Origin of the sequence: Thioclava sp. L04-15, from assembly GCF_002020275.1 — a bacterium.
In the GTDB taxonomy this organism is placed as follows: domain Bacteria; phylum Pseudomonadota; class Alphaproteobacteria; order Rhodobacterales; family Rhodobacteraceae; genus Thioclava; species Thioclava marina.
The window spans coordinates 17,139-30,813 of record NZ_MPZW01000014.1; the positions used below are offsets into that span (position 1 = coordinate 17,139).

At 63.8% G+C, this 13,675-nt stretch carries 13 protein-coding genes and 2 pseudogenes; 13 read left to right on the plus strand and 2 right to left on the minus strand.

What is annotated here, in order from left to right:
- Positions 1–24 precede the first annotated feature (24 nt).
- Together paaI and paaG are read right to left on the minus strand one after the other, a co-directional pair.
- Complete coding sequence (gene paaI, locus BMI90_RS17685) at positions 25–450, minus strand: hydroxyphenylacetyl-CoA thioesterase PaaI (RefSeq protein ID WP_146671341.1); 426 nt, start codon at positions 448–450, stop codon at positions 25–27.
- Positions 451–475: 25 nt separating this feature from the next.
- Positions 476–1,270 (minus strand): 2-(1,2-epoxy-1,2-dihydrophenyl)acetyl-CoA isomerase PaaG, encoded by a 795-nt coding sequence (gene paaG, locus BMI90_RS17690; RefSeq protein WP_078530808.1) that lies wholly within the window; start codon positions 1,268–1,270, stop codon positions 476–478.
- A 121-nt stretch (positions 1,271–1,391) separates the two neighbouring features.
- Between paaG and paaN the strand changes: the two genes are divergently transcribed.
- From paaN to BMI90_RS17755, 13 genes and pseudogenes are all read left to right on the plus strand, one after another.
- Positions 1,392–3,041, plus strand: coding sequence for a phenylacetic acid degradation protein PaaN (gene paaN / locus BMI90_RS17695; protein ID WP_078530809.1), 1,650 nt, complete (start codon positions 1,392–1,394; stop codon positions 3,039–3,041).
- A gap of 35 nt (positions 3,042–3,076) precedes the next feature.
- Complete coding sequence (locus BMI90_RS17700) at positions 3,077–4,222, plus strand: ABC transporter substrate-binding protein (RefSeq protein ID WP_078530810.1); 1,146 nt, start codon at positions 3,077–3,079, stop codon at positions 4,220–4,222.
- A 90-nt stretch (positions 4,223–4,312) separates the two neighbouring features.
- Positions 4,313–5,185, plus strand: a complete 873-nt coding sequence (locus BMI90_RS17705; RefSeq protein WP_078530811.1) for a branched-chain amino acid ABC transporter permease — start codon at positions 4,313–4,315, stop codon at positions 5,183–5,185.
- 4 nt (positions 5,186–5,189) lie between these two features.
- Complete coding sequence (locus BMI90_RS17710; RefSeq protein WP_078530812.1) at positions 5,190–6,146, plus strand: branched-chain amino acid ABC transporter permease; 957 nt, start codon at positions 5,190–5,192, stop codon at positions 6,144–6,146.
- The gene (locus BMI90_RS17715; protein WP_078530813.1) at positions 6,143–6,916 is read left to right on the plus strand and encodes an ABC transporter ATP-binding protein; all 774 of its coding nucleotides are present in this window, start codon (positions 6,143–6,145) and stop codon (positions 6,914–6,916) included. The genes BMI90_RS17710 and BMI90_RS17715 overlap by 4 nt, the downstream gene beginning before the upstream one ends.
- Entirely contained in the window at positions 6,903–7,604 is a 702-nt protein-coding gene (locus BMI90_RS17720) for an ABC transporter ATP-binding protein (RefSeq protein ID WP_078530814.1), read from the plus strand. Before BMI90_RS17715 ends, BMI90_RS17720 begins: the two co-directional genes overlap by 14 nt.
- Positions 7,605–7,606: 2 nt before the next feature.
- Positions 7,607–9,547, plus strand: a complete 1,941-nt coding sequence (locus BMI90_RS17725) for a 3-hydroxyacyl-CoA dehydrogenase NAD-binding domain-containing protein (protein WP_078530815.1) — start codon at positions 7,607–7,609, stop codon at positions 9,545–9,547.
- A 138-nt stretch (positions 9,548–9,685) separates the two neighbouring features.
- Positions 9,686–10,126: pseudogene (locus BMI90_RS17730) on the plus strand (ParB/Srx family N-terminal domain-containing protein); the annotation flags it as partial.
- Positions 10,127–10,210: 84 nt separating this feature from the next.
- A complete protein-coding gene (locus tag BMI90_RS17735) occupies positions 10,211–11,143 on the plus strand; it encodes an IS5 family transposase (RefSeq protein ID WP_078530816.1) in 933 nt (310 codons plus the stop codon).
- 56 nt (positions 11,144–11,199) lie between these two features.
- Positions 11,200–11,403 (plus strand): annotated as a pseudogene (locus tag BMI90_RS19030) (transposase family protein); the annotation flags it as partial.
- 183 nt (positions 11,404–11,586) lie between these two features.
- On the plus strand, positions 11,587–12,051 hold the full coding sequence (locus BMI90_RS17745; protein ID WP_078530817.1) for a helix-turn-helix domain-containing protein: 465 nt from the start codon (positions 11,587–11,589) through the stop codon (positions 12,049–12,051).
- Positions 12,048–12,623 carry a PIN domain-containing protein gene (locus tag BMI90_RS17750; RefSeq protein ID WP_078530818.1) on the plus strand — a complete coding sequence of 192 codons (576 nt, stop codon included), beginning with the start codon at positions 12,048–12,050 and terminating at the stop codon, positions 12,621–12,623. The genes BMI90_RS17745 and BMI90_RS17750 overlap by 4 nt, the downstream gene beginning before the upstream one ends.
- Positions 12,624–13,060: 437 nt before the next feature.
- Positions 13,061–13,258 carry a hypothetical protein gene (locus BMI90_RS17755; RefSeq protein WP_078530819.1) on the plus strand — a complete coding sequence of 66 codons (198 nt, stop codon included), beginning with the start codon at positions 13,061–13,063 and terminating at the stop codon, positions 13,256–13,258.
- Positions 13,259–13,675: the final 417 nt, after the last annotated feature.

The following is a 13,675-nucleotide window of genomic DNA, read 5'->3' on the forward strand; positions in this document are numbered from 1 at the left end:
CCTCCCTTGGAATTTCGGTTCCGGTCAGACCGGTAAATGGGTGCCTTTGACGGTGCGCGAGTGGCCGCGGAACGTGACCACATGCGCGCCGTTCTGGTTGGTGATCTGGACGTCGTAGATCCCCGAGCGACCGCTGCGCGAAACCTCGCGCGCGGTGGCGCTCAGCGTGTCGCCGATCCGGCCGGGGATCAGGTAGCTGATCGAGCAATGTTGCCCGACGGTAACTTGGTTGTAGCTGTTGCAGGCAAAGGCGAAGGCGCTGTCGGCCAGCGTGAACAGGTAGCCGCCGTGGCAGTTGCCCTGACCGTTCGACATGGCCTCGGTGATGGTCATCACCAGCGTGGCCTCGCCCGGTGCGACATGCGTCAGCTCCATGCCGAGGCGCTGGCTCGCGCTGTCATTGTCCCACATCGCCTTGGCCGAGGCCTCGGCAAGTTCCTGCGCGGTCATCTCATGCACGGATTTCATCTCGCCCTCACTGTCCCTTGAATGCCGGCTTGCGCTTCTCGAGGAAGGCGGTGACGCCCTCGGCATAATCCGCGCTGCGCCCGGCAAGTTGCTGACAGTCGCGCTCCATATCCAGTTGCTCGTCAAGGCTGTTGGTCGCGGCAGCCTGGATCAGACGCTTGGTCAGGCCAAGGCCGAGCGTCGGCCCGGCGGCCAGCGATCGCGCCAGCAAATCGGCCTGCGCCATGAGGTCGGCATCCTCGACGGCCTTCCAGATCAGCCCCCAATCGGCGGCCTGTTCGGCCATCAGCGGCTCGGCGGTCAGCGCAAGCGCCTTGGCGCGCGGCTCGCCCAGAATGCGCGCCAGGCTCCAGGTGCCGCCCGCGTCGGGCACAAGGCCGATCTTGGCGAAGGCCTGGATGAACTTGGCCGATTTTGCCGCTAGGACGATATCGCAAGCGAAGGCCACGTTGGCACCCGCGCCCGCAGCCACGCCGTTGACCGCGCACACGACCGGCTTTTCCAGCGCGCGGATCAGGCGCAGCGTGGGATTGTAGAAGGTTTCGAGCGTACGCCCAAGGTCCGGCGCCGGGCCGCCTTTGCGCGGATCGCGGTCGCCCAGATCCTGTCCGGCGCAAAAACCGCGCCCCGATCCGGTCAGCAGAACGGCCCGCACTTGCGCATCGTCATGGGCGCGCTGAAAGCCCGAGCGCAGCGCCAGATGCATCTCTTCGTTGAACGAGTTCAGCTTGTCGGGGCGGTTCAGCGTAAGCGTAAGCACGCCGTCGGCGAATGCCGAGACTACAGTATCCGAGCCAATCATCTTTCTCTCCCTCACCGCCTCAAATTCAGCGGTTCTCGAAGATTCTTGTTGCATAGACCGACCGGCCGGTCAATGATAAAGCTGTGCCGGAGAGGAGACCGGCAGGGGGGGGAGAGGGACGATGGCCGATTTGTTCGAACGTCATGAGGCGCTGCTGGAGCGCGCTGTCAAAGCGTTGCTTGACCGGGAATTCTGGGCGCCATTCCCTGAAATCCCGAGCGGTAAGATCTATGGCGAGACGGCCCGGGCCGAGGGCGATGCCGCCTATGCGGCGCTGCTTGGTCAGGCATTCGATCTGCCCGGTCATCCCGAATCGCGCCGCTTAGGCGCAGAGGTCTCGCCCTTCGGGCCGGATCTGGGAATCACCTATCCGTCGACCGATGCCGCCACCCTGATTGCCGCCGCCAAGGCCACAGCGCCCGCACTTGCCGCGGCCGCGCCGCGCCTGCGGGTGGGGGCGTGTCTTGAGATCCTGACGCGGCTCAACCGCATCAGCTTCCTTCTGGCCAATGCCACGATGCACACGACCGGGCAGGCCTTTGCCATGGCGTTTCAGGCGGGCGGTCCCCATGCGCACGATCGTGGCCTTGAAGCCGTTGCGATGGCCTGGGACGAGATGAGCCGATTCGCCACCAGCGCCCGTTGGGAAAAACCGCAGGGCAAGGCTGCGCCCATCGTTCTGGAGAAACACTGGACGCTGGTGCCCGCCGGGGTCGCGCTGACGATCGGTTGCAACACCTTCCCGACCTGGAACAGCTATCCGGGTATCTTCGCAAGCCTCGCCACCGGCAATCCGGTGATCGTCAAGCCGCATCCGGCGGCGATCCTGCCGCTGGCGATCACCGTCAAGATTGCGCGTGAAGTGCTGGCGGAGGCGGGACTGCCCGCCGATGCGATCCTGCTTGCGGTGGATGAGCGTGGCGCCGAGATCACAACGCAGCTCGCGACCGATCCGGCAGTGAAACTGATCGACTATACCGGCTCGAACGCCTTCGGGTCCTGGCTGCGGGCCCATGCGACCCAGGCGCAGGTATTCACCGAAGAGGCTGGGGTGAACACCATCACCATTGGCGGCACCGACGATTTCGCAGGCATGTGCGCGAACCTCGCGTTTTCGCTCGCGCTCTATTCGGGGCAGATGTGCACCGCGCCGCAGAACATCTATATCCCGCAAACGGGGATTGAGACCGATCAGGGCCACAAGAGCTTTGATGAGGTCGCCCAAGGGATCTCTGCCGCCATCGACGCGCTTCTGGCCGATCCGGCCCGCGCCGCAGGCGTGTGCGGAGCCATCGCCAACCCCGCCACGCAAGACCGACTGCAACAGGCGCGCGGCCTTGGCCGGGTGATCCGCGACACCGGCACGGTAGGCGAAGGCCGCACCGGCTCTCCGCTGCTGCTTGCCGTGACCTCGGAGGATCCGGTGGCCGAGGCAGAGTGCTTCGGGCCGATCACCTTCCTTGTTGCTACGCGCGACGCCGATGAAGCGATCGCGCTGGCTTCGAGGCTTGCGGCCCAGAAGGGCGCGATCACCGCCGCACTTTACGACACGGACGAACCCCGGATCGCCCGCGCCATCGGCGCTTTCGCGATGGCAGGCGTCAACCTGTCGATCAACTTGACCGGCAATATCTACGTCAACCAGTCCGCGGCCTTCAGCGACTTTCATGTCACCGGCGCGAACCCCGCCGGGAATGCCAGCCTGACCGACACCGCCTTTGTCGCCACCCGTTTCCGCCGCGCCATGTGGCGCCGCCCGGTGGCGCTCTGATTTACCCTTTAACCTTTCTCTGGGAGGAGAGAAGAATGACGAAGACCCTGACGACGACTGCGCTTGGCCTGCTGGCCGTGCTTGGCCTGACCGGCACTGCCGTGGCCGACATCAAGATCGGCGCAAGTATCGCCGCCACCGGCCCGGCCGCCTTCCTTGGCGATCCCGAGGCGAAGACGCTCGAGATGCTCGTGGAGGAGCTGAACGCCGCAGGCGGCATCAACGGCGAGAAGGTCGAGCTGGTGCTGTACGATGACGGTGGCGATCCGAACAAGGCGCGCACCTTCGCCACCCGCCTGGTCGAGGATGACGAAGTGTCCGCGATCATCGGCGGCAGCACCACCGGCACCACCATGTCGATCCTGTCGGTGGCCGAGGATGCCGAGGTGCCCTTCATCTCGCTCGCAGGTGCCATCGACATCATTGACCCGGTCAAGCCCTATACCTTCAAGACCCCGCACACCGACCGGATGGCCTGCCAGAAGATCTTCGAAGACATCCAGAAGCGCGGCCTGACCAAGGTTGGCATGATCTCGGGCACCGACGGTTTCGGCGCTTCGATGCAGGCCCAGTGCAAGGCGGTCGTGGCTGATTACGGCATCGAGATCGTCGCCGACGAGACCTACGATCCGAAAGACGCCGACATGACGGCGCAGCTGACCAAGATCAAGAACACCGAGGGCGTTCAGGCGCTGGTCAACCCCGGCTTCGGTCAAGGTCCGTCGATCGTGACGCGCAACTACAAGCAGCTTGCGCTCGATCTGCCGTTCTACCAGTCGCATGGCGTGGCCTCGGACGGGTTCATCGCGCTTGCTGGCGCCGAAGCGGCCGAGGGCATCCGCCTGCCGGGCACCGCGCTTCTGGTGGCCGACCTGCTGGCCGATGGCGATGCGCAAAAGCCTGCCGTCTCCGCCTACAAGACCGCGTTCGAGGCCAAGACTGGCGCTGCCGTCAGCACCTTCGGCGGTTACGCGAATGACGCCTTCCTGATCATGGCCGATGCACTTCGCCGCGCCGGTTCCTCGGAGCCCGCCGCGATCCGCGACGCGATCGAGGCGACCGCGGGTCTGGCAGGCACTACTGGTGTCTACACCTTCTCGGCGACCGACCACCTCGGCCTCGATCTGACGGCATTCCGTATGCTCGAGATCAAGGACGGCAAGTGGACGCTGGTCGAGTGATCCGCTGACGTTCGGCCCCTGTCGTCCTGACGGCAGGGGCCGCGCGGCTCTTAGTGCCGCCAAGACTCGTATTCCGAGCCGGAGAACACCATGTCGGAACTACTGCAATTCCTCTTCTCGGGGATAACCGTTGGCGCGGTTTACGCGCTGGTCGCCCTTGGTTTTACGATCATCTACAACGCCTCGGACGTGGTGAACTTCGCCCAGGGCGAGTTCGTCATGCTGGGCGGCATGATCACCTGGTTTGCCCATGCGCAGGGCCTGCCGCTGCCGCTGGCCGCATTGATCGCGATTGCCGCGACGGCGGCGCTTGGCGTGGCGATGAACAAGCTGATGATCGAGCCCGCGCGCGGCGCGCCCGTGGTATCGCTGATCATCATCACCATTGGCGCCTCGATCTTCATTCAGGGTGCGGCGCAGCTGGTGTTCGACAAGCAGATCCACAGCTTCCCGGCGTTTTCCGGTGACGATCCGATCCGCATCGGTGGCGCGACGATCCTGCCACAAAGCTTGTGGGTGATCGGCGGCGCGCTGGTGGTGTTCCTAGCGCTGTGGCTGTTCTTCACCCGCACGTTGCTTGGTCGCGCTGTGCTGGCGACCTCGAACAACCGCCTTGCCGCTCAGCTTGTAGGCATCAACACGAACTTCGTCATGACGCTCTCCTTCGCGCTTTCGGCGGCGATCGGCGCGCTGGCCGGGGTTCTAGCCACGCCGATCACGCTGACAGCCTATAGCGTCGGCATCGGTTTCGCGCTGAAAGGCTTTGCGGGCGCGATGCTGGGCGGCATGGGTAACCCCAAGGGCGCGCTTGTGGGCGGCTTCCTCATCGGTCTCTTCGAGGCGATGACGGCGGGCTACCTGTCCTCGCAATACAAGGATGCGGCAGCCTTCATCGTGATCCTCGTGGTGCTGTTCTTCCTGCCTCAGGGCCTCTTTGGTCGCAAATCGACGGATCGGGTGTGACGCCATGAGACTGACTCCGAAATCCGCAACCCTCATCGTGCTGGCGCTGCTGGTTGCCATCACGCCCTTCTTCTTCCCCTCGGGGTATTACTACCGCGTCGGCGCGCTGCTCTTCGTCAACGGCATTGCCGTTACCGGCATCGTGATCCTGACGGGCTACGCGGGCCAGATCAGCCTTGGCCATGCGGGCTTTGCCGGGATCGGCGCCTATGCCTGCGCGCTGGCCCCGGTTCACTGGGGCCTGCACCCGGCGCTGGCGGCCGTTCTGGGCGCCGCGATCTCGGCCGTGCTGGCCTATCTGGTCGGTCGGCCGATCCTGCGGCTCAAGGGCTACTACCTGGGCGTCGCGACGCTTGGCTTTGGCATCCTCGTGTCGATGGTTCTCAACAACGAGCGCCAGCTGACCCATGGCCCCGACGGCATCGAAGTGGCTGACCTTGGCCTGCGCGAAGTGCTGAAAGGCTGGGGGCTGAACCTGAGCAATGGTGAGTTCTGGTACTTCTTCTGCGGCCTGTGTCTGATCATCGGGGCCTGGCTGGCGCTGAACCTGCACAACAGCCCCAGCGGGCGCGCCCTGCGCGCGCTGCACGGATCGGAAGTCGCGGCGCGTACGGTGGGCGTCGATGTGGCCCGCTACAAGTTGCAGGCGTTCGTCATCTCGGCGATCTATGCCTCGGCGGCGGGCTCGCTGCTGGCGCTGCAAAACAAGTTCATCACCCCCGATGTCGCGGGCTTCATGCACTCGGTCGAGATGGTCACTATGGCCGTTCTGGGCGGTGTCGGCTCGGTTCTGGGCGCGATCTTCGGCGCGGGCATCCTGACGCTTCTACCGCAGGTTCTGACCGTTTTCGCCGAATACGAACAGATGGTACTCGGCCTTGTGATGCTCTTGGTGATGATCTTCCTGCGCGAGGGGCTGCTGCCCTCGATCCTCAAGAAATTCTGGGGGAAAGACGAATGAGCGAGCTACTTTCGATCGAAGGTCTCGGCATCAGCTTTGGCGGCCTGAAGGCCGTGAACGATGTCAGCTTCACCGTCCGCCCCGGCGAGATCGTCTCGGTGATCGGGCCGAACGGCGCGGGCAAGACCACGCTGTTCAACATGATCTCGGGGGTTTATCAGCCGGGCGCGGGGCGCGTTGTGCTGAATGGCGCCGATGTCACCGGGATGGAGCCGCATCTGCTGGCCCGCCGCGGCATGAGCCGCACCTTCCAGAACCTGCAAATCTTCCAGTCGATGACGGTGCTCGAAAACGTCATCACCGGGTATCACCTTCAGGAAAAGGGGCCGGTGGTCGCCGATATCCTTGGGCTGCCCTCGTCGCGCCGCCGTGCGCGCAAGGCGATGGCCGGGGCGCGCGAACTGCTGGAGCGTGTCGGACTGACGCGCGCGGCCGAGCGAGAGGCGGGCAACCTGTCCTATGGCTCGCTCAAGCGGCTTGAGATCGCGCGGGCGCTGGCGCTCGACCCGAAGGTGCTGCTGCTGGATGAACCCGCTGCGGGCTGTAACGCCGTCGAAACCGAGGAGATCGATCACCTGATCGCCGAGGTTGCGGCCTCGGGTGTGGCGATCCTGCTGGTCGAGCATGACATGAAGATGGTTATGCGGATCTCCAATCATATCGTGGTGCTGGATCACGGCGAGAAGATCGCCGAGGGCGACCCGGCCACGGTCAGTCAAAACCCGGCGGTGATCGCCGCCTATCTGGGGGCCGAAAATGCTCACGGTTGAGGGATTGCGTTCGCGCTACGGGCGCATCGAGGTGCTGCACGGGATCGACCTGCATGTCGACTCGGGCGAGATTGTCACTGTGGTGGGCGCCAATGGCGCGGGCAAGACGACGCTGCTGCGTTGTCTGTCGGGGGTGCAGCCGGTGACCGGCGGCTCGATCACCTTCCGCGGCGAGTTGCTGGTGCCGGTGGCGGCACACAAGCGCCTGCGCCGAGGCCTCGCACAATCGCCCGAGGGACGGCAGATCTTCACCAATCTTTCGGTCGAGGAAAACCTGCGCCTCGGCGCCTTCCTGTTCAATGACGAACGGGTCGAGAAGGACATGGACGACGCCTTCCAGATGTTCCCGATCCTGAAGGAAAAGCGCAACCTTGCGGCGGGCGGGCTTTCAGGTGGTCAGCAGCAGATGCTGGCCATGGCGCGGGCGCTGATGGGGCGGCCGTCCTGCCTTCTGCTCGATGAGCCCTCGATGGGTCTGGCGCCGATCATCGTTAGCCAGATCTTCGACGTGGTGAAGGGCCTCAAGGCGCTGAACGTGACCGTACTTCTGGTTGAGCAGAACGCCTTCGGGGCGCTCAAGATTGCCGACCGGGGCTATGTCATGGAGACCGGTCAGATCACCATGAATGGTGCAGCCGAGGAACTGATCGCCGATCCGCGCATCCGTGAAGCTTATCTGGGAATCTGAGTATGTCCGTCGTCACCATCGCCCATCTCGGCGAAATCGCCACCGTCACCATCGACAATCCGCCGGTCAACGCGCTCTCGCAGGTGCTGCGGCAGCGGCTGTGGGATGCCGTGGCCACGCTTGACGCCGACCCTGCGGTGAAAGCGGTGGTGCTGATCTGCGCCGGGCGCACCTTCATCGCCGGGGCGGATGTGACCGAGTTCGGCAAGCCGCCGATGGAGCCGCATCTGCCCGATCTGGTTGCCCGCATCGAGGGCGCGCAAAAGCCCTGGATCGCGGCCATTCACGGCGCGGCCTTGGGGGGCGGATTTGAGATCGCGATGGGTTGCCGTTTCCGCGTCGCTCTGGAAGGGGCCTCGGTGGGCCTGCCCGAGGTCACGCTTGGGATCGTGCCGGGCGCTTCGGGCACGGTGCGCACGCCGCGCCTTGCGGGCGTGCAGGCAGCGGTCGATCTAGTCACTGGCGGCAAGCCGGTGAAGGCAGCCAAAGCCAAGGCGCTCGGGCTGATCGACGCGGTGGTCAGTGGCGACATGCAGGACGCCGCGCTGGCTTTCGCGCGCGAGGCGCTTGGCCAGCCGCTGCCGCTTCCGGTCTCACAGCGGCCGATCACGGCGCCCGAGCCGGGCTTTTGGGAGGCGCAGCAGGCTGCCATCGGCAGGCGCGCCCGTGGCGAGGCCGCGCCGCTGCGCGCGCTCGAGTGCCTGCGCAAGGCTGCCGAGACGTCGTTCGACGAGGCCATGGCGCATGAACGCGCGACGTTCCTGGAACTGCGTGCCTCCGAGCAGGCGCAGGCCCTGCGCGCGGTCTTCTTCGCCGAGCGCGCAGCCGCGCGCCCCGCGCATCTGCGCGATGTCGAACCGGTCGCGTTGCGCAAGGTCGGCGTGATCGGCGGTGGCACGATGGGCGCGGGCATTGCCGCCGCTCTGCGCGATGCGGGCCTTCCCGTGACCCTGATCGAGCGCGATGCCGAGGCGCTGGCCCGTGGCATTGGCAATCTGAAAGCGATCTTCGGTGGTGGCGTGAAGCGCGGCAAGCTGTCGGAGGCGCAGGCGGCCGAGCGCCTTGCCGGTGTCTCTGGCGCGACCGATTACGCGGCCCTTGCCAATACCGATCTGGTCATTGAGGCGGTCTTTGAAGAGATAGGCGTCAAGCGCGCGGTCTTTGCCGAACTCGCGCGCCACTGTCGGGACGATGCGATCCTGGCGACGAACACCTCCTATCTTGATCCGCGCGTCATCGCCGAGGGGCTGCCGAACCCCGGGCGCTTCATCGGGCTGCATTTCTTCAGCCCGGCAAATGTGATGAAGCTGCTCGAAATCGTACCGACGCCCCAAACTTCGGATCAGGCGCTGGCCACGGGCTTTGCGCTTGGCCGGGCGTTGAACAAGATCCCGGTGCAGGCCGGGATCTGCGAGGGCTTTATCGGCAACCGCATCCTGAAACGTTACCGTGCGGCGGCCGAGGGCCTGCTGCGCAAGGGCGTGGCCATCCCCGAGATCGACGCGGCGATGCGCGGCTACGGTTTCGCGATGGGACCGTTCGAGGCGCAGGATCTGGGCGGTCTGGATATCGCCTTCCTTCAGCGCGAGGGCGCGCGTGCTGCAGGGCAGGCGGTGCCGGAGGCGCTGGCGGATATCCTCGTGCGCGCGGGCCGCAAGGGCCAGAAGACCGGTGGCGGCTGGTATGATTATGCGCCGGGGGAGCGCGCGCCGCGTCCCTCGACCATGGTCGCCGAACTGTTGGCGCCGCATGTGACCGAATTCGTGGCCATGACCGGCGAAGAGATCGCCGCCGAACTGGTGGGCCAGATGGCCGCCGAGGGGCAGGCGATCCTTGACGAGGGGATCGCCCGCAGCCCCTCTGATATCGACCTGGTCGAGATCCACGGCTACGGCTTCCCGCGCTGGCGCGGCGGACCGATGTTCGCGGCGCAAAGGAACTGACAAAGCTTATTTGGCCCAACTCGAGACATACTGCCCGGATACACGCCTCCAGAGAGCCAGAGAAAGGGAAGCTCAGGTGGCGGGCTTGAAAGGATATCGAGAGCCTCTTCCGGGTCCGGCGCCACAAGGATCCAGACCATGGCCAAGACCGCAACCCGCCCGAAGCCCGCCACCGCGAAGAAGACCGAAGCCGTTGAAACGGCCGCGCCTGACGGCATCGCTGACATCCGGATGATCCCGCTCGACCAGCTGGAGCCGAGCCCGCTCAACGTCCGAAAGGTAGCCGCGAGCGCCACTGACGATGCAGAACTCCTCGCGAGCATCAGAGAGATCGGCATCAAGCAGAATTTGGTGGTTCACGCGCTGTCAGAGACACATTTTGCGGTCGATGCCGGCGGCCGTCGCCTCAAGGCACTGAAGCAACTCGCCGACGACGTCAGGATTCTCTCAGACCACCCTGTCCCCTGCCTCGTGAAAGACAAGCGCAACGCCATTCTCACCTCTGCAACAGAAAACCTCCAGCGCGTGGCGATGCACCCGGCGGACCAGTTCAAAGCTTTCGACAAGATGATCGCCGAGCCGACGTTCGCCGATGCAATCGGCTCTGTTGCACAAATCGCGTGAGGGATTCATCTCGCGAATCCAGGGTGGTAGCTGGGATGCATGAGCAGACCCATACCCCCGACCTACAAGACCAGGAACTGGCCAGCCTACAATGAAGCACTCAAGCGCCGGGGCTCACTGACGATCTGGTTTGACCCCGAGATGAGCTGGGATGCCGTGCCGACAGGCAGGCGTGGCCGCCAGCAGACCTACAGCGATGCCGCTATCCAGACGTGCCTCTCGATGAAAGTGCTGTTCGGCATGGCGCTCCGGCAGACGACCGGGTTCGTCGAGAGCCTGCTACGGCTGGTCGGCCTGAACTGGACGGTGCCCGACTTCAGCACGCTATCTCGCCGCCAGAAGACCTTGGCCGTGAACATCCCCTACCGCGGCTCCAAGGGGCCGTTGCACCTGCTGATCGACAGCACCGGGATCAAGGTCGAAGGTGAAGGCGAGTGGCACGCACGCAAGCATGGCGGCCCGAAACGGCGCGTCTGGCGCAAGCTCCACCTTGGGATCGATGAAGAAACGTTGGAGATCCGGGCCGTCGAAGTCATTGGGAGCCACATCGGTGATGCGCCCATCCTACCCCACCTTCTCGACCAAATCCCGCAGGACCAGGAAATCGGTAGCGTTACGGCTGATGGCGCCTACGACACGCGCAAATGCCACGATGCGATTGCAGATCGCGGTGCCCATGCCGTCATCCCGCCCCGCAAGAACGCGAAGCCCTGGAAGACGATCACCGCCGGAGCCGTGGCGCGAAATGAGGCCCTGCGCGCGGCGAAATACCTGGGCCGCGCGCTCTGGCGACGATGGAGTGGATACCACCGCCGAAGCCGCGTCGAGACAAAGATGCATTGTATCAAGTTGCTGGGCCAGCGGCTCATGGCACGGGACTTCGACCGACAGGTCGCCGAACTCCAGGTCCGCATCGCCGTCCTGAACGGCTACACCGCGCTCGGAATACCCGTCACGGAAGCTGTGGGATAAGTCCGTCCGGGGAAAGGGGAACCTCGGCCTTAAGCCGATTTGTGCAACAGAGCCTCGACAAGTTCGCGCATTGTCGCCGGTTCCACGTCTTCAAGGTGATCGACGATGTGACGAAGGAATGCCTGGCCGCCGTGGTCGACACTTCGATTTCGGGACGTCGGGTGGCGCGGGAGCTCCCCGCGGTGATCGCCAGGCGTCGCAAACGCGGTCTGATCGTCAGTGATCATGGGACCGAGTTCAGGTCGAACGCGATGCTCGCCTGTTCGTTGTCTTGCTCATGATGCTCCATCCTGCTCAAGAGTTGGAGCCTCCGGCAAACCCCGGGGCGGTCCAGTAACCTGTTTACACGACATTAAAAAATTTCGAATATTTCGACTGTTGCGATTGTTTCGAATGACGGATACCCTATATCCAACACGAGAAGAGAGAACCGGAGAGAGAAGATGAACGCCCTCAGAAAAGAGGCGTTTTTTGATCGTTTGCCCGACGAGGTCGAGATCAAGAACGCCGAACAGCTCAGAACGATTGTCGCTTCCCAGATCAAGGAAGGCGAGCCGACTAAGCTATCGCTTGCCTTGGAAGGCGGTGAAGTCCGAACCGTGACGCTTGCGCCTGCCTTGACGGCTTCGCTGCTCGAGGTGCTGCGGCTTGTGTCGAGCGGTCGCGGGTTCCGGATGATCCCCGTCGAGTCAGAGCTGACCACGCAGCAGGCGGCGGACCTTCTCAATGTGTCCCGCCCGTTCCTGGTAAAGCTTCTCGAGGAAGGCGAGATTCCGTTTGCGAAGACCGGCCGTCATCGCCGTGTTCGTGCCGACGATCTGTTTGCCTACAAGGAGAAGCGTGACGCGTCTCGCTCTGATGCTTTGAGTGACCTTGCTGCAATGGATGCGGAAGACGGTCTTGTATGAGCCGCTACGCCGATCGGTTCACGGCTCTCCTCGATGCCTGCGTGCTTGGCGGAGCGCTTCGCAGAAACATGCTCCTGAGCCTGGCCGAGGCCGGCTTGTTCCGGCCTCGGTGGAGCAGTCGCATTCTTGACGAGACCCAGAAAGCGATCGCCCAGATCACCAAGGGCGAAACCGATGGTTCCCGACAAAGGGCGGCAATCGAGGCGGCATTTCCCGAGGCTCTGGTGACAGGCTATGAGATCTTCGAAGGCAAGCTTGCGCTGCCAGATCCGGGCGACAACCATGTGCTGGCAGCAGCCATCGCAACGTCTGCCTCTGTCATCGTGACAGACAATCTTGCCGATTTTCCTTCCGCGGTTCTGGACCCGCACGCCATCCAGGCGATTTCCGCCGACGACTTCATCGCCGATACAATCGAGCTGGATCCCTCGGAGGCCATTCTGGCCCTGCGTCGCATGCGGGAGCGCTTCAAGAACCCGGCGCTCGATGTTGCGGCTTTGGTTCACAAGTCAGAAGCTCAGGGCCTATTGCAGGTTGCAAACTTCATGGACGAATACCAGTCGTTCCTGTGAGGAGACACCGGTGGGTGTCATAGAAGAGGCACGAAGCACTGTCGGCGATTGTGGCCGACTTTCGTTTCAGGCAGAACGATGAACAGCCTGAAGTGGTCGCTTAAGCCACAAGCTCTTGAGGATGTTGCTGCGTTTGGCAGGCCTTCGATTTTTGGTCGGGCGAAGTCCTCCCCGGGGGGCGAGCTATGGTGCCCCCCGCACGCCGCCTTTTTTGAGCATAAGCCGACGCTGCCGCGCCGGCCCGCAATCCGGCCGTTCAAGAAAGCTACCTACAGTCTGTCATATAGCTAGTTTTCCCGGCACCGTTCTTCGCACCGGTCTCCTGCCCGTTTTTTCAGGTCACCCTCTTATCCTCGAGTGCAAGGCAGGAAGAGAAGAGGTGATCCATGAGCTATTAGTTTGTCCATATCGAATGCTATTCGGCGGCCCCGCGCAAGGTGAAGGGGGCGCTGGAGCAGGTGAACACCGCCGTGCAGGTCTTCGGCGAAGCGATGCGGGTGCCGCACTATTCGCGTCATGTCGCAGAGCCGAGAGCGCCGATCAAGCTTGACGGCACGACGACGCTCAAGAAGCTCGAGGCGCTCTGGATCGTGACAGTCGACGCGATCCGAGAGACTGTGCAGAGCGCAAAGTAGAAGAGCTATGAGCGTGGGTTGCGCCGGAATGCGGCGACGCTCAACACGGAGATCCACTCGCATCCGGTATCGGTCGCGGCCTTGGCGAATGACCGTGCGCGATAAGCGCAGCATGATCTGGGGGATCGAGCCGGGTGAGGAAAAGGAGAGTAGCTGCGTTCGTGCAGTCCGGTGACTGTGTCCGGGCAAGAGCGCGCAGGGCAAGGGGAGTCCAGGGCCGATTGGTCAAAGGCGGTGCAAGGGATGTGTGGGGCGTACCAGGGTGCCATCGACATGAAGGGGAAAGGGCGGTCCCGCAAGGCACGAATAGGTAGGACAAGAAGGGCCGCGCACATTTGGCATGACTGTCGCGGAAACTTCAAGGAACTCCCCCGCGCTCCCTGCGTTTCGAAACCGCTATATTTCAAAAATCAGAGG

Bases quoted from the DNA above. Each gene is read 5' to 3' on its own strand.
- paaI (WP_146671341.1), bottom strand. From the start codon at position 450: ATGACCGCGCAGGAACTTGCCGAGGCCTCGGCCAAGGCGATGTGGGAC.
- paaG (WP_078530808.1), bottom strand. From the start codon at position 1,270: ATGATTGGCTCGGATACTGTAGTCTCGGCATTCGCCGACGGCGTGCTT.
- paaN (WP_078530809.1), top strand. From the start codon at position 1,392: ATGGCCGATTTGTTCGAACGTCATGAGGCGCTGCTGGAGCGCGCTGTC.
- BMI90_RS17700 (WP_078530810.1), top strand. From the start codon at position 3,077: ATGACGAAGACCCTGACGACGACTGCGCTTGGCCTGCTGGCCGTGCTT.
- BMI90_RS17705 (WP_078530811.1), top strand. From the start codon at position 4,313: ATGTCGGAACTACTGCAATTCCTCTTCTCGGGGATAACCGTTGGCGCG.
- BMI90_RS17710 (WP_078530812.1), top strand. From the start codon at position 5,190: ATGAGACTGACTCCGAAATCCGCAACCCTCATCGTGCTGGCGCTGCTG.
- BMI90_RS17715 (WP_078530813.1), top strand. From the start codon at position 6,143: ATGAGCGAGCTACTTTCGATCGAAGGTCTCGGCATCAGCTTTGGCGGC.
- BMI90_RS17720 (WP_078530814.1), top strand. From the start codon at position 6,903: ATGCTCACGGTTGAGGGATTGCGTTCGCGCTACGGGCGCATCGAGGTG.
- BMI90_RS17725 (WP_078530815.1), top strand. From the start codon at position 7,607: ATGTCCGTCGTCACCATCGCCCATCTCGGCGAAATCGCCACCGTCACC.
- BMI90_RS17735 (WP_078530816.1), top strand. From the start codon at position 10,211: ATGAGCAGACCCATACCCCCGACCTACAAGACCAGGAACTGGCCAGCC.
- BMI90_RS17745 (WP_078530817.1), top strand. From the start codon at position 11,587: ATGAACGCCCTCAGAAAAGAGGCGTTTTTTGATCGTTTGCCCGACGAG.
- BMI90_RS17750 (WP_078530818.1), top strand. From the start codon at position 12,048: ATGAGCCGCTACGCCGATCGGTTCACGGCTCTCCTCGATGCCTGCGTG.